We start from the raw sequence: 15,911 nt of genomic DNA, 5'->3' as shown, positions 1-15,911 counted from the left end.
GTGAAGTTGCTCCCAGTCTCAAGCTGCCGAATTCTGGCGTGTTCAGTCTACGGGAGAGACGCACGGTGCGTTACGCCTGTTCCCTGAGAGCGGATGCACCCGTTCCGGTTGCAGCGACTGCCTCGGCGAGTGCCGGCCCCAAGTCGCCGGCCGGCGAGACCACCACATGGTCAAGCTCGAGCCATTCGGCCATCAGTTGGAGTTCTGCGGCCAGTTCGACGGCGGTATCCGCCGGCGCATCCGGTTCGGCGTGCGCTGCCCTCGCCAGGAGGTGGCCGGCCGCCCTGTCAGCCTTCAGGTCGACCCGCGCCACGATGCCGTCCCTCAGCAGGAACGGAAGGACGTAGTATCCGAAACGCCGTTTGGCCTCCGGGGTGTAGATCTCAATCCTGTAGTGGAAGCCGAAGAGCTCCTCCAGCCGCCGCCGCTCAAAGACGAGCGAGTCAAACGGGCTGAGAAGGGCCCGTCCCGTTGCCGCCCGGGGCAATTTGGAGTCGACGTGCCGGTAGACCGGCCTGTTCCAGCCGCGGACAGCGACGGGCTCCAGTGTGCCGAGCTCCACAAGATGCTGCACGGAAATGGCGGCCGCACGCAGAGGGCTCCGAAAGTAGTCAGCGAAGCAGCGCACGGTTCCGATGCCGTGGGCCCTCGCCGCGGCAGCGATGAGCCGGTCCATCGCGGCCGCGGGATCGGCGTCGGCGTCTCCCCCGCCGTCGAGCGGGGAAAAGACCTTCCCCGTGAGTGTGTAGCGGCGTTCGAACTGCTCGGTCCGCGAGGACGCCGAGACGAGCCCTTCCTCGAAAAGGTGTTCCAGGACGCGTTTGACCGCGTTCCAATTCCAGCCCCAGTTGTCCGTCCGCCGGTCCTCGACATGTCCGATCCGGACAGTGAGTTCGGCGGCGGTCAGTGGTTTGCCCTTGGCAAGTTCCTCGAGGACCTTCACGGCCACACCGGAGCGCAGTTCGGGGTCCATAGCCGATGCCCCGACCCACTTCCGGCTCTGCCACAGCAAAAGGTCCGGGAAGTGGTCCGGCCGGATGAAGCTGGCTTCGTGCGCCCAATACTCCATCATCCTGCGCGGATGCTTGGACGCCATCCGGTGCAGAATGGCACGGTCGTAATTTCCGAGCCTGGAGAAGAAGGGCAGATAGTGGCTGCGGGCAAGGACGTTGACGGAGTCAATCTGGACCAGGTGCAGCCGGTCAAAGGTACGGCCCACCGCCCGTGCAGTCACGGGTCCGGCGGGCCGTCCTTTGTCCAATCCCTGGGCTGCCAAAGCGATTCGCCGTGCCTGGTTGAGGCTCAGCGATGCGCTCATGTCAGTCCTTCCTTTGGCTGGTCAACACCAGCTTAGGCGAACACGCTGCTTAGGCGCGTGCAGGTTCATCCTCCGAGCGGTAGGCGAGGATCTTCTCTTCCAAGGGCGCTTCGCCCGGTTCGCAGGTCTGGTCCAGGCTAATGACGCCGTAGGTCCATCCGTCGCGGCGGTACACCACGGACGGCGCTTTGGTCTCCTTGTCCACAAACAGGTAGAAGGAGTGGCCCACAAGTTCCATGTTGTCGACGGCGTCGTCGAGCGTGAGGGATGCCGCAGGGAAAACCTTGCGGCGGATCAGGACCGGTGAGTCGCCTGCCGGGATGTCATTGTCGACGTCGTACGGCGACTTTTCCACCGGCGCCGGCTGTGGCTCCTGGTGGTTGCTGGCCTCAACGTACAGAGGCTCGGTGGTGCTTGCCGGTTCGAGGCTGGCTGTCGCCTCGCGGACGGCTTTCGGGGTGTGCCGCCCGTGGTGGACCTTTTTGCGGTCCTTGGCACGGCGCAGGCGCTCGAGGAGCTTGTTGTAAGCGAGATCGAACGCGGCGAACTTGTCGGCGGCGCTGGCTTCCGCACGGATTACGGGGCCACGGCCCAGGACAGTCAGCTCAACCGTAAGCAAGTCTGCGGTCTGGCGGGCCTTGGTCTCCTTGGACACCTTCGCGTCCACCCTTTGGACCTTGTCGCCCAGCGATGCGATCTTTGAGATCTTCTCGTCGGCGTATTCGCGGAAGCGGTCCGAAACCGTCAAATTCCGTCCGCTGATCATGAACTCCATGGTGCCCTCCAAATGACTTCGGTGACACGACGGCGGCACTTCCCGGGGCCGATCTGACTGACAGTCGAGCCCCTTTCCGAGCCGCTATCGACAGGTACAACTGATCTTGGTACCCACAACCGACGTTAGTTCATCGCTACCCGTTATTCACCTTTTCTTCGTTTTATTTTTTCGGAGTCACGCGTCCTTCCGCGCGGTGGCGCCGGGAGCGGCGGCTGGATCGGCGGAGTCGGGCGGGCGTGTCGCCGCCAGCACAACGGCACCAACGACAATGCCTCCCGCCTGGTGGACTGCCCGCGCAGCCTCTGCCAGCGTGGCGCCCGTGGTGAGGACATCATCCACGATGATGCAGGGTCGCCCCCGGATGTCCGGCTCGAAGAGGGCCGGTCCCGCACGCATCGAGCCGCGGACGCGCTTGACGCGCGCCCCTCGCCCCAGTCCCTTTTGCCCTCCGGCCATCGCGGGAGAAGACACCAGTGCACGGATTCGTTCCGGGAGATCAACGGCAGCCCGTGGTCCTTGGGCGGTTGCCCTCCGCTTGCGGAGGGCGCAGGCAAGGGATCCCGCACCCAGGCCGCCGCTGCGGGCCAGGTTGCGCAGCATGAGGTGCACCGGGCTGAAACCGCGTTTCCGGAATGCGCTGTTGGTGGTGGGAACCGGAATAAGGCAGAATCCCCGCATTGTCCCGGCGGCCCGCTGGATGGCTCTTCCCAGTGCTTTGGACAACACCGACGCGAGCTGGCCCTGGCCGTGTTTCTTGAACGACAGCAGGGCCTGGGCGAGTTCCTCACGATAAACCCCGGCAGCCACGACCGGAAGGATGACCGAACCGTTGACATCCATGAGGGCAGGCGCCTGCCCCTCAGCCCGGAAAGGCGCCTTGGTGAGGGTCCGCACCGCCCGTTCGCAGGGGCCGCAAAGCGAGAAATCTTCCGTTCCGCAACAGACACATTCCACCGGGGCGGCCAACGCCAGGAGTTCGCGGCCCGCACTTGCTGCCCGGTCCGCAGCCCTCGGAAACCACTGTGAGTAGTCGCTGCGGTGCTTTGCCGGCGTCGCGGCAGGCGGCGCCAGATCGGGATCGGGTAGTCGAATCACCTGCTAAGGCTGCATGACTGGACGCCCGGCCAGGAAGCCTGCAAGGTGCCTATGTGGACATCGCGCCTCGGGCCGGCACGCCCTGCGGCGTGCCTGGAAGGTCCGCTGCGTCAGCCCGGGAACGACGGGTCCACTGGTCCCTTCAGCTGGGGTGACCAACCGTTTCCGAGGCGCTGGAAAATACCGTCAGCGGACTGCCCGAAGATTTCCTCCGGTCCGTTGCCGGCGCTAATCGCGGTGAGCCCTGGCCAGGGGGCCAGCTGCTGGGGCTGTGAAGCAGCCAGGGAGAGCAATTCCGGCGTGACGTTGTCGGTGGCCGATCCCTTCATGACCGCGACAGTGGTGTCGCTTACCCAGACACCCTGGTCGGGTTGGCGATCGGTCAGGAGGGTCGTCGGGGCAGTGAGGTCCCGGGGCGTGCCGTCAGCGTTGCGGACGATTCCCGTCACCTGCACGCGGGTTTTCCCGTTTTGCTCGGAAATCACGAGGGCACGCACCCCCTCCCGGGATATTCGGAACTCCTTGACGGTGCGTCCTGCGAGCCACGCGGGTGCCAGCGTCACAGTTGGCATACCGGCACCCTCGACGACGCCGGTGGGGCGGTAGGCGAGGACTTCGGTAGCACCGTTGGCCCCGGGGCCGGCAGTCCAGACCCAGTCCTCCTGGCCGAACGACGGGTGGGTGAGGGTGGAACGCGTAGTCAGCGCCCTCGCGGGCTGCCCCGGCACAATCGAGTACAGCGTTGTCCTGGTGCTGTTGAGGAACGCTATGGACTGTGATGCCGGGGACTCGGCCGGGGAAACCGGATCGAGTGCTCCCACGGACTGGATATCCGGAAGCGGTGAAATCCTGTTGTTCTCGTAGCGGACCAGCTGGCCCTCATTCACGGCAATCTGGCGGGCCGGGACGTTCTTGTCACGGACGGGAGGCAGCACGGACCCGTTGTCCTCGACGCGGACCAGGTCCTGGTTCGCCCTGAGCTCTACGTTGACAACGTCGGGTTGGCCGCGGAAGGTCAGCGCCAGTTGTGTCTGCATCCGCAGCCTGTCTTCGCTGGAAGCTTCCACCAGCTCCTTGGCACTCAGATCCACCTGGGCCGCGCCGGAGACCACCGGAACTGACTCGCGCGCCAGTTTCATCCCCGAGGGGAAGGCGCTGACTACGGCTCCCTTGAGATACGGGGCTGGTCCGCTGAGCAGTGCACTGGTCATCGCCTTGACGGTTTTCTTCTTGATGAACCATCTGACGTCCGGTACCGCGTAGGTGAAGCTCGGATCATAGAAGTAGATGGGGTAGGCACCGTAAATCACCTTGAACGTCTGTTCGGGAATGGCGGTCCCGTCCGGGATTCCGGAGATCCGCCACTCGCCGTCCACCTGCGTCAGGGTGACCTGGACAGTTTCTTTGGTGCCCTCGGGAAACTGCGTGGCGATGCCGTCTGCATCGACGGAGTACGCCACATCAAGCTCGTAGTTGTACACGTTCTCGACGCCGGTCCGGATTACCTTGGTTGAGCGGAAAACCAGTGTCCTCTGGTCCGGCTTCCAGGCCACGGACTCGGCCTGGGTCAGGTACTCCCGCGCCACCGCATAGTCGTCTTCGTAGCCACTCCCCGCCAGATAGAAGTCATCGATGATGGATTCGGGAGCGGCGCCTTCCCGCGGAGCCACCGGAAAGAAAACGGGTGCGTTGTTGGGCTTGCCCGCGCTCTCATCCGTGCTTTTCCCGACGGGTCCGGAGCGCGGAATCTGGGCGCAGGAGGTCAGCAGCAGGAGCAGCACCGCCAAGAGAGCGGCGGCACCGGTGCCTGGCCTTCGTGATGTGGCGTTCATTCCGCTTCGTCCCCGCCCGTGTCGTGCGTCGCGACCGGCGAGGCAGCCGATGGCTTGACCGGCCCCGGCTCCGCAGCCTGGACGGCGCCTTCGGAGTCCGGCGCCGCGACGGTTCCAAGGATCAGCATGGTGCCCTGGCCGGTGCCAGGGAGTGCGACGTCGGCAGGTTCCAGCTGGAGCGGCGACTTGGAGATGGCCTCGCCCTGCTTCAGCGGCAGTGTCAGCCTGAAATTTGATCCTGTTCCTTTGCTGCCCCAGGCCTGAAGCCATCCGTTGTGGAGTTTTGTGTCTTCCGCGGCAATGGAAAGGCCCAAACCGCTGCCGCCGGTGGTGCGCGCCCGTGCAGGGTCCGCCCGCCAGAACCGGTCAAAGACCCGAGCGGCCTCGGACTGTGTCATGCCGATCCCGTGGTCGCGGACTGCGACGGCCACGGCGGTATCGTTCGCAGCGACGGAGATATTGACCGGGTTGCCTTCGCTGTGTTCAAGCGCGTTGAGCACCAGGTTGCGAAGGATTCGCTCGATCCGCCGGTCGTCCATCTCCACCACGATGCTCTTTTCCCGGGAATTGATGGTGACGTCCGAACCGTATTCGGCGGCGACGGGTCCGGCGTCCTCCACGACATTCGCGATGAGCTGCAGGATATCGGTGGGCTCGGCGTCGAGCACGGCCACGCCCGCGTCGAACCGGGAAATCTCCAGGAGGTCAGCCAGAAGGGACTGGAAGCGTTCCACCTGGTTGTACAGGAGCTCGGCCGAGCGCTTGTTGATCGGGTCGAAATCATGGCGTGCGTCGTACAGCACTTCGGCGGCCATCCGCACGGTGGTGAGTGGCGTGCGAAGCTCGTGGGACACATCGGAGACGAAGCGCTGCTGCATTTGCGAGAGCGTGGCCAGCTGCGTGATCTGTTCCTGCAGGCTGGCGGCCATGTGGTTGAACGATGCGCCCAGCCGGGCCACCTCGTCCTCGCCCTTGACCACCATCCGCTCCTGCAGTTGGCCGGCCGCCAGTTTCTCGGAGACGACGGCTGCATGGCTGACCGGGCTGACCACGTTCCGGGTCACATACCAGGCAATGGCCCCAATGATCAGGACCAACACCGCCCCGCCGGCCAGCAGGACGTTCTGTATTTCGTTGAGCGTTTTCTGCGCGGTGTTCAGGTCGTAGATAAGGTACAGCTCATACACGGTGCCGTTGAACGTGACTTTGTTGCCCACGGCAATGCCCGGCCGGTCCTCAGTGCCTACCGGGAACTCGGTGGATGCCCAGAACTGGTCCTTGCCGGATTCCTGAACGGCTTTCCGCAATTCGGGCGGGATGACGCTGACGGTGAGCTGGTCCGATGCCCGTGATTCCACCCAGCGGTTGCGAGGTTTGGTCTGTTCCGGCATCGCTTCAAAGACATATCGACGCTGGATCACGTTCCCGCGCCCCTCAACGGCGTTTAGCGTGTCGTAGACGAGTGTAATAACGCTCGACTGGTCGGTGACCTGGGCGCCATCAAACGTGTCCTGGACCTGTTTGACGTTGTACAGCGTCTCCGATTCCGCCTGGGTCAACCGTTCCTGGAACAAGTTGTTGGCGATCTGGTTCGACAAGTACGCGCCCACCACGGCGAACGAACCAATCGAGAGCAGCAGCGTGGTGAGGACTGTCCGGAACTGCAGGGACCTGCGCCAACGCCGGTGCAACGCCCGCAGCAGGAACCGGACACCGGGCAAGAGCCGGATCAGCCCGGTTCGGACGAGCCGCGAGACCCGGAGTCCAACGATCCGGGCACGGCGTACCCAGATGCGGGTTCGGAACGGCAGTCCGGAGAGCACACCGGCCATTGCATCGGTATGCTCCGGAGCACCGTGGACGTGGGCGTAGTCCGTTTTTGGCGGGCGGGCTACCTCCGGCTCGCCGCCGGCTTCGCCGCTGGACGGGTCAGGAACCTGCTTTGTAGCCGACACCACGGACCGTCAAGACAACTTCGGGGGCTTCAGGGTCGCGTTCGATCTTTGACCTCAGCCGCTGGACATGGACGTTCACAAGGCGCGTGTCTGCCGCGTGCCGGTATCCCCAGACCTGCTCCAGCAGCAGTTCGCGGGTGAAGACCTGCCACGGTTTGCGGGCGAGTGCAACGAGCAGGTCAAACTCCAGGGGCGTCAGCGAGATGCGTTCGTCGTTGCGGCTCACCAAGTGCCCGGCCACGTCAATGGTGATGTCAGCAATCCGCAGTGTTTCAGGGGCCTTTTGGTCACCCGGACGGAGTCTCGCCCTAACCCGCGCAACCAATTCGGCCGGCTTGAACGGTTTGGGCACGTAGTCGTCGGCGCCGGATTCCAGGCCGCGGACCACATCCGAGGTATCCGACTTCGCGGTCAGCATGACGATGGGCGAATCCGACTCAGCGCGGATCTGCCGGCACACTTCAATGCCGTCCATGCCAGGAAGCATCAGGTCCAACAGCACGAGGTCCGGCTTCGAGGAACGAAAGACTTCCAGCGCCTGTGCCCCGTCTGCGCAAAAGACCGGCTCGAAGCCGTCGTTGCGCAAAACAATTCCGATCATCTCGGCCAGCGCCTCGTCATCGTCCACTACCAGAATGCGTGCCTTCATAGTTATATATTCGCCTATTGAATGGGCTTTGTCCCGTTGAGGGCCGACACGGCATGGCGCGGTCACCTGCCGGGCCGGACGCGGAACGGTGGCCGGACCGGCGCCACACCGCGAAGAATCAGCCCGAGGCTATGAGGCATGCGGGCAAAACTATAGGCTGGGAGCGGGCCGGACGGTGCAGGACACCGCCGGTCCGGAGCGTCGGGCCGGAGTTTCGGCCGGGCTGCTCGCGGACAGCATCTTTTGGGGAGGAACAGGTTGTCAGAGCAGGATCCGAACGCGCGGCCCCGGGAGGGGCAGCCGCAGCCGGTGGAGCCACCCGCAGGGGGCGCACCGCAGCAGTGGCCCGCACCGCAGCCGCCCCACCAGGGAAGCCAATCGCAGTGGAACCCGCCGCAGGGTAACTCCGGCGGAAACCAGCCGCAGTGGGGGGCGCCGCAATGGAACACGCAGCAGCCCGGTCACGGCGGACAGCCGCAGTGGGGTTCCCCCTACCCGGGGCCACAGCCTTCCTTCAATCAGCCGGGGTACATTCAGCCGGGGTATGTCGCCCCGCCGAAGCCCGGGATAGTTCCGCTGCGACCGCTGATGTTCGGCGAAATCCTGGACGGCTCGTTTCAGACCATCAGGCGCAACGCCGCAGCGATGCTGGGGGCGGGCCTCCTGGCACAGGCCCTGGGAACCTTTGCCGGTGCGCTCGCGGCGGCACAAGCCGGATCGGACGGCGAGTCCCTCGGGCTGTGGCTGGAAAGCCTGAGCCCAACGGAAATGGTCGGCCTGGGCCTCGGCGTCCTGGCCGGTGCCGTCATTCTCGGACTGGTGTCCGTCTTTATCTCGCTTGTGCTTCAGGGCGTGATGGTGGTTCCCGTGGCCCGGTCCGTTCTTAATTGGCGCACCGGTTTTAAGGAGATGTGGTCACTGTCGCGGTCCAGGATCGGCTCATTGCTCGGGCTTGGCGGGCTCATGATCCTGGCCAGTGTCGCCGTCGTCGCCGTACTGGTGGGCGGGACCTGGCTCCTGGCAGATTCCATGGGCGGAATGTCTGCGCTCATCATCGTCCCCCTGTTCCTCGGCACCATAGTGACCGTGCTGTTGCTCTCCATCCGGTTCCTCGTGACGCCGGCTGCGATTGTCGTCGAGGAACTGGACGTACTTGACGGCCTCCGAAGGTCCTGGCAGCTGACTCGGCACAACTGGTGGCGGATCTTCGGCATCACGCTGGTCGTTTCACTCCTCATCGGCATTATCAGCCAGATTGTCCTGATCCCCATCAGCCTCGTTTCCGGCGGATTTTCCTCCGTCGTCGCGCCCCATGGCGGCGACGACGCGCAACGTGCCCTTGCAGTGGGCGTCGGAATCGCGTCACTCATCGTCTCGGCTCTCGTAGGGGCAGTGGCGTACGCCTTCCAAACCTCCGTGATGGGCCTGTTGTACATGGACCTTCGGATGCGCAAGGAAGGACTCGACCTCGCCCTTCTCCGGCTGCTGGAATCAAGCACGGACGCCAACGGCGTCCCCGGACGCGGCATCGCCCCGGAGGGGAACGCGGGCCGCCCTGCTCCCGGCGGCTGGTCCCACGCCCCCTACGGCCCACCACCGGGCTCCGGCCCACCATCGGGCTACGGCCCACCACCGGGCTCCGGCCCACCTCCGGGCTCCGGATGAGCCGGCCGGCCCTTTCCGAGGCGGCATCCGCGGTGGGTACGGTCCTGCATTCGGCCGCCGGCCGGACGCCAGCTGAACCTCCAGTGGAGCCCGACAGGCAGGAGGCCAGCAGGTGGGCCGCCGAAGAACTGTCCAAGCCCGTGTACCGGGACGCACAACCGGACTGGCTGACCGATCTGTGGCGGCAATTCACGGACTGGCTCCGATCGCTCAATAGCGGCGACCCCGCAATTGACAGCGGCGTCGCCGTACCGGCCATCGGGGTGACCATCGTGATCCTCATTGCAGTGGCCATCCTCCTCGCGCGCCCCCGGCTGAACGCCCGCCGCCGCCCGGCCGGAGACGTCGTCGACGCCGATCCCTCCATCAGCCCGGCGGAATACCGGCGGCTCGCGGCAGCCGCGGCAGCACGCTCCGACTGGCGAACCGCCGTCGTCGAACAGTTCAGGGCCATCGTCCGGTCCGCTGAGGAGCGAACGGTGATCGACCCGCTGCCGGGCCGGACGGCGGACGAGGTGGCCGGCCAGCTGGCCGGCGCCTTCGGCGGCTGTGCCGCGCAGCTGCGCCGGGCCGCCGATCAATTCGACGCTGTTCGGTACGGCAGCGAGGACGCCACCGCCAGGGATCACGCCGACATGGTGGGGCTGGATCAGCTTCTCGAATCCGCAAAGCCCGACTTTGGCCGGCCGGCCGCGGACCGCCTGGCGCTGCCGTTATGAGGCCCGTACTTGAGTCGGAGAGCCGGCCTGCATCGCCGGGGCCTGCCGCTGGAAATGGCCTCGCCGGCCAAACCATCAGGGCATGGATCCGCCGGCACCGTACGTGGACCTTCATCGGCATGGTCTTCGCGCTGGGTGTGGCGCTGACAATTTTTGCCCAGCTTTCGCCCCGCGGCGACACCGTTGCCCTGTCCACGCGAAACGCAGCCCCGGACGGGGCGAGGGCCGTAGCCGAAATACTGGGAAACCAGGGCGTGGAGGTCCGCCAGACCGACAACTTCGCGGCAACGATGTCCGCCCTGGACAGTACGTCCGAGCACAGTGCGTTCGGGGACACGTCCGAGGACAGTGGGGACAGCAGCGGAACAACTTTGCTCCTCTACGACCGAAACGGCTACCTGGACCGCGAACAGCTTCAGGATTTGCAGCAGGCCACGGACAGGCTGGTCGTGGTGACTCCCAGGCTGAACGCGCTCAGCGCCCTCGGCGGTGACATCCGCCCCGCCGGAGTTGTCCCGGCGGGGGTTGCCACGCTGGATCCCGGCTGCGGGACGGATGATCCCGCCACCGCCGGAGCGGTCACTGCGGAGTCCGCGTACCTCTACCAGGCCGACCGCCCTTGCTATGAGCCCTCGGAAGGCCTTGGCGGGCTGTATGCAACCAGCGACGACGGCCGGCTGGTGGTGCTGGGCAGTACGCAGATCATCAGTAACGGCCGGCTCGATGAACAAGGCAACGCCGCGCTTGTGCTGCGGACCCTCGGGGGCTCGGACCATCTTGTCTGGTATCTCCCCGGCATTGCGGATGTCACCACTGCGGACGCGCCGAAGACCCTGGATGAGCTGGCCCCGCCGTGGGTGGCCTTCCTCGGCCCGTGGCTTGCCCTGGTGGCGGTGCTGGCGATGGTCTGGCGGGGTCGCCGGCTGGGGCCACTGGTCTTCGAGCCGCTGCCGGTCGTGGTCAAGGCCGTTGAGACCGCCGAGGGCCGCGCCCGGCTATACCATGACTCCCACGCCGTGGACCGGGCGGCCGACAACCTCAGGGCGGGCACGCTGGTCCGGCTCGCGCGGGTCCTCCGGCTGGGACCGGACGCTGAGTCTACGGCCATCGTCGACGCCGCAGCCCGGCACCTTGGGCGCCCGGCTGAACAGACGGCCCGCGTGCTGGAGGCCCGTCCCCGAACTGAAAGCGAGCTGGTCCGTTGGGCCCAGCAGCTGGACACCCTAGAGAAAGAGGTAACCGCCCGATGAGTGAGCAGACCAACGGATTCATTCAGGGCGGCCCCGGCGGCCCTGCCCTTGCAACGGCGGAGGCCACCACCGGCACGGATCCCGTCCGACAGGCCCTGCTCGATGTGCGTCACGAGGTCGCAAAGGCAGTGGTTGGCCAGGACGCCACCGTCACGGGGCTGCTGATCGCCCTGCTGTGCCGCGGGCACGTGCTGCTCGAAGGGGTTCCCGGTGTGGCCAAGACCTTGCTGGTCCGCACGCTGTCCGCGGCCCTGAGCCTGGACACCAAGCGCGTCCAGTTCACCCCGGACCTGATGCCCGGCGACATCACCGGCTCGCTGGTCTTCGACTCCCGGACCTCCGAATTTAGCTTCCGGGAAGGCCCGGTTTTCACCAACATCCTGCTGGCAGATGAAATCAACAGGACGCCGCCGAAGACGCAGGCGTCCCTGCTGGAAGCCATGGAGGAACGCCAGGTATCGGCGGACGGTGTCTCTCGGCCGCTTCCCGTGCCGTTCATCGTCGCTGCCACCCAGAACCCGGTGGAGTACGAGGGCACCTATCCCCTGCCCGAAGCCCAGCTGGACCGTTTCCTGCTCAAGCTCGCCATGCCGCTGCCGGGGCGGGCGGACGAAATTGAGGTCATCCGCAGGCATGCGGCCGGCTTCGATTCCAGGAACCTGGCTGCGGCCGGTGTCCGCGCGGTGGCAGGCGCTGCCGAACTGGAGCAGGCTCGCCAGGCAGTGGCTGCGGTGGAGGTGGCGCCGGAAGTCGCGGCTTACATCGTGGACATTGCCAGGGCCACCCGTGCCGCACCCTCCTTCCAGCTGGGCGTGTCCCCGCGCGGCGCAACGGCCCTGCTGAGCGCCGCCCGCGCGTGGGCGTGGCTGTCCGGACGGCATTTCGTGACACCGGACGACGTCAAGGCACTGGCGCTCCCCTGCCTGCGCCACCGGGTGGCGCTGCAGCCCGAAGCGCAGATGGACGGCGTGCACGTGGACGGCGTCCTCGCCAGCATCCTGGCATCCGTGCCCGTTCCGCGCTGATGGCCATTTCAGGACGGTTCGTACTTCTGGCACTGGCGGGGCTGGTGCCGGTGATGCTGTTCCCCGGCTGGGGCACGGTTCTGCTGGTCTGCCTCGCCCTCTGCGCCTTGCTGCTCCTGGACCTCTCCATTGCGGCATCGCTCCGGAAGGTCACCCTGGACCGCACTTTGCCGGGCAATGTCACGCTCAGCGCAAGCACCGAATCCGTCCTGACGATCGGGAACACCGGGAACCGAACGCTCCGTGCCCTGGTGCGCGACGCGTGGCAGCCATCGGCGGGTGCACAGAATCCGCGCCAGCGGGTGGACGTTCCGGCCGGCGAGCGGCGGCGCATGACGGTGACGCTCCGGCCTGCCCGCCGGGGCGACCTCAAGGCTCCGCATGTGACCCTCCGCGCCTTCGGTCCGCTGCGGCTGGCCGCGCGGCAGCGGACCCTCCCCTGTCCCGGCGCAATCCGGGTGCTCCCGCCGTTCCATTCGCGGCGCCACCTTCCGTCCAAGCTCCGTAAGCTGCGTGAGCTCGATGGAAGGGCCGCGGTCCAGATCAGGGGCGCCGGCACCGAATTCGATTCGCTCCGCGACTACGTCCGCGGCGATGACGTGCGTTCCATAGACTGGCGCGCCACAGCGCGGCGGTCCGCCGTCGTCGTCCGTACCTGGCGGCCTGAACGGGACCGGCGCGTGGTGATCATGCTGGACACGTCCCGGACGGCTGCTGCGAGGATCGACGACGAGCCGCGCCTTGACACCGGAATCGAGGCGGCCCTGCTGCTAGCCGTCCTCGCGGAACGTGGCGGCGACCGAGTGGATTTCTTCGCCTTCGACCGGCGGACCCGCGGGCGGGCGGGCTCTGCGTCAAAAGGCAACCTGCTGGGACAGCTCGTGCAGGCCATGGCGCCGCTGGAACCGGAGCTCATCGAGCTGGACTGGAGCCAGGTCCCGGGCCAGATCCGGCAGATCTCCGCGCACCGCTCCCTCGTGGTGCTGCTGACCCCGCTGGACGGCGGCGCGCCCGAGGAGGGACTGCTCCCGATGGCGGCGCAACTGGCGCAGCAGCATGTTGTGGTGGTTGCCTCGGTGCGGGACCCCATGCTGGGCACTATGCAAAAAGAACGCGGGACGGCGACACAGGTGTTCCGCGCGGCAGCAGCCGAACGCGCGCTGCTGGAACGCGAGGCTGTAGCCATCCAGCTCCGCCAAATGGGCGTCGAAGTGGTCGACGCCGAACCGCACCAACTGCCGCCGGCCCTCGCGGACGCCTACATCCGGCTCAAGGCTGCGGGACGACTGTGACTGATCTGTCGAAAACTGTTCTGTCGGAAAGCAGGAGGCTACCTTGAACACGCCTATCTATGAACGTGCCCTGGGCAGCGATTTCGCCCGGCTCCAGCCCGAGCTGCAGGAGTACTTTTCCCTGGCTCCCGGGTCGGGACGCTACGGTGTGGGTGAGGGGGTGTTCGACGTCGTCGGGTGCCGGCAGCAGTGGTTGCGGCCGTTGTTGCGGCTCACCAGCGGGGAGGAAGCGTTCTTCCCGGAGTACGGTGAGCGTATTCCGTTCCGGATCGAAAACCACGCGCACCTCGATCCGTTCGGCCGGTCGAGCCTCACTGCCAGACGTGAGATCCAGTTTCCCGGACGGACGCGGCTGTTCCATGACACCACCAGCTTCGATGAGTCCCGAAGCAACCCGGGACTGGTCGATTACGTGGGCCGCTACCGCCGCCTCGTCACCGACCTGCATCTCAGCGTGACCGCCGACGGGCGGCTCCGGGGTGTTTCCGAGGCCTCCCGGCTTTTCCTGGGTGCCTTGCGGATCCCGCTACCGGCCGCCGTGGACGCCAAGGCGTACGCGGAGCAGTGGTGGGAACCGTCGGAGGGCAGCCACGGAAAGCACCGGATCCAGGTCAAGGTGATCCAGCCGCAACTGGGCCTCGTCCTGGTCTACGCGGGGAGCTTCGATTACCGGCTCCGTTCCTACCCGGGCGCCGCCACGGCGCCCGGCCATCTCCCGGGCTACGCCCGGCCGGACAGGTGGGAGAGCCGCGTCTAGCCGAGCGCCAGCTGGTTGAGCCCGTCCGCCACTTGGGTCAGTCGGGTCAGGACAGCGGTGGCGGACGACGGCGTGTGCCCCGCCAGCCCCGCGGACGGCGTCACGCGGATGGAGTCGAGCGCGGAGGCGGGAAGACCCAGCTGGCGCCAGGGCCGCCACACGTTCTCCACTGCATCCTGGACACGTGGCAGGGCAGCTGACGCGTCGTTCACCGGCAGCACACCGGCCCATAGGCTCTTCCCCGCCTCGACTGCACCGGCGAGCTCTTCCCATTGCCGGGAGGTGAGCGCCTTCAGCGGGACGGCGATCCCGTCCGCCCCAGAAGAGAAAATTCGCTCAAAGGGCGCCTCGATTTCGGCAACCGCAATGACCGTTTCCACAGCGCCGGCGGCCCTGATCGCGTCGATCACCAGCCGCCACGATTCTGTCACTTCCTGGCCCGGCACCGACCGCAAGGTCCGGTATCCGCTGGAAGTGGGAATCGTTCCGGCCAGGACGGCGGCGATGTCAGGTTCATCGATCTGGACAACCAATCGTGCCCCGGGAACAGCCGTGCCCACCCGGGCCAGGAAATCACCGACGCCGGCTGCCAGCGATTCGGCGATGTCGCGTCGGGCGCCGTAGTCGATCAAAGCCCGTTCACCGTTGTGGAGGTGCAGGCCCGCGGCCAGGCTGAGCGGTCCGCGCAGTTGGACCTTGAAGTCCCGCGCCGGGCTCTCTTCCATCCCAGCGACATCGGCGAGGACGTTGACGTCCGTGGAGAGCGCCGACTTCGCCTTCATCAGGTCCCGCCCGGGACGGTCCACGATCCGCCACCCGTAGGGCTGGACGTCGACCGAAAGGTCAACCAGGAGCGAGGCCGTCCTGCCGAGCGCATCCGAACCGACGCCGCGGTCCGGGAGCTCCACAAGGAACGGCAGATGCGGGCTGCCGAGCTCACCGCGAACGATCCGGGTTGACTCCAGCGGGTCTTCTCCCGGCCACGGCCCCAAGGCGGTGGCCGTGACTTGGCGGGTTTCGATGACGCCGGCTTCCGCGCTGCGGGAATCAGGGTTCCGGGGGTGCTGGTTCCGGGGGTCCTGTCCGCCAGCCCTTGAGCGGTTCGATTCCGGCATGGCCTAGGCGTCGACGGCGGTGGATGGGGCGGCCTGCGAAAGCCGCGGCTGGCTGGCGGCGGCTCCATTGTTCTCCGCGGCCTGGTGGTCCTCGGCGATGGCTTCGTGGTGCCTGATGACCTCGCCGATGATGAAGTTCAGGAACTTTTCCGCAAAGGCCGGGTCCAGGTGCGCTTCCTCGGCGAGGCGGCGCAGCCGTGCGATCTGGGCGGTCTCCCGGCCGGGGTCCCCTGCCGGGAGCTTGTGCGCCGCTTTGAGGAATCCGACCTTCTGGGTGGCCTTGAACCGCTCGGCCAGGAGGAAGACAAGGGTGGCGTCGATGTTGTCGATGCTGGACCGGATGGACAGCAGTTCCGCCATCACCGATTGGTCCACCTGTCCGGCCAATGAGCTGGCTGAGGGGTCGTAGGATTCGGCGTCTGAAAGATCTTGGTTCTGCTCGGTCATGGCTCCAGTCTATG

Annotated in this window: 14 protein-coding genes; 6 read left to right on the top strand and 8 right to left on the bottom strand. The window is 66.4% G+C overall.

The window, feature by feature from the left end:
* Window positions 1–70 precede the first annotated feature (70 nt).
* The 6 genes from CXQ91_RS02095 to mtrA all read right to left on the bottom strand — a co-directional run bounded on the left by CXQ91_RS02095 (window position 71) and on the right by mtrA (window position 7,627).
* Window positions 71–1,318 (bottom strand): winged helix-turn-helix domain-containing protein, encoded by a 1,248-nt coding sequence (locus tag CXQ91_RS02095; RefSeq protein ID WP_104172252.1) that lies wholly within the window; start codon window positions 1,316–1,318, stop codon window positions 71–73.
* A 49-nt stretch (window positions 1,319–1,367) separates the two neighbouring features.
* Window positions 1,368–2,093 carry a ribosome hibernation-promoting factor, HPF/YfiA family gene (hpf, locus tag CXQ91_RS02090; RefSeq protein ID WP_104172251.1) on the bottom strand — a complete coding sequence of 242 codons (726 nt, stop codon included), beginning with the start codon at window positions 2,091–2,093 and terminating at the stop codon, window positions 1,368–1,370.
* Between the two features lie 177 nt (window positions 2,094–2,270).
* Window positions 2,271–3,191, bottom strand: coding sequence for a ComF family protein (locus tag CXQ91_RS02085; RefSeq protein ID WP_104172250.1), 921 nt, complete (start codon window positions 3,189–3,191; stop codon window positions 2,271–2,273).
* A gap of 110 nt (window positions 3,192–3,301) precedes the next feature.
* Window positions 3,302–5,023, bottom strand: coding sequence for an LpqB family beta-propeller domain-containing protein (locus CXQ91_RS02080; protein ID WP_104172249.1), 1,722 nt, complete (start codon window positions 5,021–5,023; stop codon window positions 3,302–3,304).
* Window positions 5,020–6,855 (bottom strand): MtrAB system histidine kinase MtrB, encoded by a 1,836-nt coding sequence (gene mtrB / locus CXQ91_RS02075; protein ID WP_258073802.1) that lies wholly within the window; start codon window positions 6,853–6,855, stop codon window positions 5,020–5,022. Before mtrB ends, CXQ91_RS02080 begins: the two co-directional genes overlap by 4 nt.
* Before the next feature lie 97 nt (window positions 6,856–6,952).
* Complete coding sequence (mtrA, locus tag CXQ91_RS02070) at window positions 6,953–7,627, bottom strand: MtrAB system response regulator MtrA (RefSeq protein ID WP_104172248.1); 675 nt, start codon at window positions 7,625–7,627, stop codon at window positions 6,953–6,955.
* Between the two features lie 588 nt (window positions 7,628–8,215).
* Between mtrA and CXQ91_RS02065 the strand changes: the two genes are divergently transcribed.
* From CXQ91_RS02065 to CXQ91_RS02040, 6 genes are all read left to right on the top strand, one after another.
* Window positions 8,216–9,292 (top strand): hypothetical protein, encoded by a 1,077-nt coding sequence (locus CXQ91_RS02065; RefSeq protein WP_181038739.1) that lies wholly within the window; start codon window positions 8,216–8,218, stop codon window positions 9,290–9,292.
* 83 nt (window positions 9,293–9,375) lie between these two features.
* Window positions 9,376–10,011: a DUF4129 domain-containing protein gene (locus CXQ91_RS02060; protein WP_258073791.1), complete on the top strand. Its 636-nt coding sequence runs from the start codon at window positions 9,376–9,378 to the stop codon at window positions 10,009–10,011.
* A complete protein-coding gene (locus tag CXQ91_RS02055) occupies window positions 10,008–11,261 on the top strand; it encodes a DUF4350 domain-containing protein (protein ID WP_104172246.1) in 1,254 nt (417 codons plus the stop codon). The genes CXQ91_RS02060 and CXQ91_RS02055 overlap by 4 nt, the downstream gene beginning before the upstream one ends.
* Window positions 11,258–12,286 (top strand): MoxR family ATPase, encoded by a 1,029-nt coding sequence (locus tag CXQ91_RS02050; protein ID WP_104172245.1) that lies wholly within the window; start codon window positions 11,258–11,260, stop codon window positions 12,284–12,286. The genes CXQ91_RS02055 and CXQ91_RS02050 overlap by 4 nt, the downstream gene beginning before the upstream one ends.
* Complete coding sequence (locus CXQ91_RS02045; RefSeq protein WP_104172244.1) at window positions 12,286–13,578, top strand: DUF58 domain-containing protein; 1,293 nt, start codon at window positions 12,286–12,288, stop codon at window positions 13,576–13,578. The genes CXQ91_RS02050 and CXQ91_RS02045 overlap by 1 nt, the downstream gene beginning before the upstream one ends.
* 43 nt (window positions 13,579–13,621) lie before the next feature.
* Complete coding sequence (locus CXQ91_RS02040) at window positions 13,622–14,335, top strand: DUF4166 domain-containing protein (RefSeq protein ID WP_104172243.1); 714 nt, start codon at window positions 13,622–13,624, stop codon at window positions 14,333–14,335.
* Here the strand turns inward: CXQ91_RS02040 and CXQ91_RS02035 are convergent.
* Complete coding sequence (locus CXQ91_RS02035) at window positions 14,332–15,450, bottom strand: hypothetical protein (protein ID WP_146072291.1); 1,119 nt, start codon at window positions 15,448–15,450, stop codon at window positions 14,332–14,334. The two genes, CXQ91_RS02040 and CXQ91_RS02035, sit on opposite strands and share 4 nt — an antisense overlap.
* Before the next feature lie 3 nt (window positions 15,451–15,453).
* Window positions 15,454–15,897, bottom strand: a complete 444-nt coding sequence (locus CXQ91_RS02030) for a chorismate mutase (RefSeq protein ID WP_104172242.1) — start codon at window positions 15,895–15,897, stop codon at window positions 15,454–15,456.
* Between the last annotated feature and the right edge of the window lie 14 nt (window positions 15,898–15,911).

It is taken from the genome of Arthrobacter sp. Y81 (assembly GCF_002929335.1).
Lineage (GTDB): Bacteria > Actinomycetota > Actinomycetes > Actinomycetales > Micrococcaceae > Arthrobacter.
This window is presented reverse-complemented; position numbering and strand designations above follow the sequence as displayed.

Bases quoted from the DNA above. Each gene is read 5' to 3' on its own strand.
- CXQ91_RS02095 (WP_104172252.1), bottom strand. From the start codon at position 1,318: ATGAGCGCATCGCTGAGCCTCAACCAGGCACGGCGAATCGCTTTGGCA.
- hpf (WP_104172251.1), bottom strand. From the start codon at position 2,093: ATGGAGTTCATGATCAGCGGACGGAATTTGACGGTTTCGGACCGCTTC.
- CXQ91_RS02080 (WP_104172249.1), bottom strand. From the start codon at position 5,023: ATGAACGCCACATCACGAAGGCCAGGCACCGGTGCCGCCGCTCTCTTG.
- mtrB (WP_258073802.1), bottom strand. From the start codon at position 6,855: ATGGCCGGTGTGCTCTCCGGACTGCCGTTCCGAACCCGCATCTGGGTA.
- mtrA (WP_104172248.1), bottom strand. From the start codon at position 7,627: ATGAAGGCACGCATTCTGGTAGTGGACGATGACGAGGCGCTGGCCGAG.
- CXQ91_RS02065 (WP_181038739.1), top strand. From the start codon at position 8,216: ATGTTCGGCGAAATCCTGGACGGCTCGTTTCAGACCATCAGGCGCAAC.
- CXQ91_RS02055 (WP_104172246.1), top strand. From the start codon at position 10,008: ATGAGGCCCGTACTTGAGTCGGAGAGCCGGCCTGCATCGCCGGGGCCT.
- CXQ91_RS02050 (WP_104172245.1), top strand. From the start codon at position 11,258: ATGAGTGAGCAGACCAACGGATTCATTCAGGGCGGCCCCGGCGGCCCT.
- CXQ91_RS02045 (WP_104172244.1), top strand. From the start codon at position 12,286: ATGGCCATTTCAGGACGGTTCGTACTTCTGGCACTGGCGGGGCTGGTG.
- CXQ91_RS02035 (WP_146072291.1), bottom strand. From the start codon at position 15,450: ATGCCGGAATCGAACCGCTCAAGGGCTGGCGGACAGGACCCCCGGAAC.
- CXQ91_RS02030 (WP_104172242.1), bottom strand. From the start codon at position 15,897: ATGACCGAGCAGAACCAAGATCTTTCAGACGCCGAATCCTACGACCCC.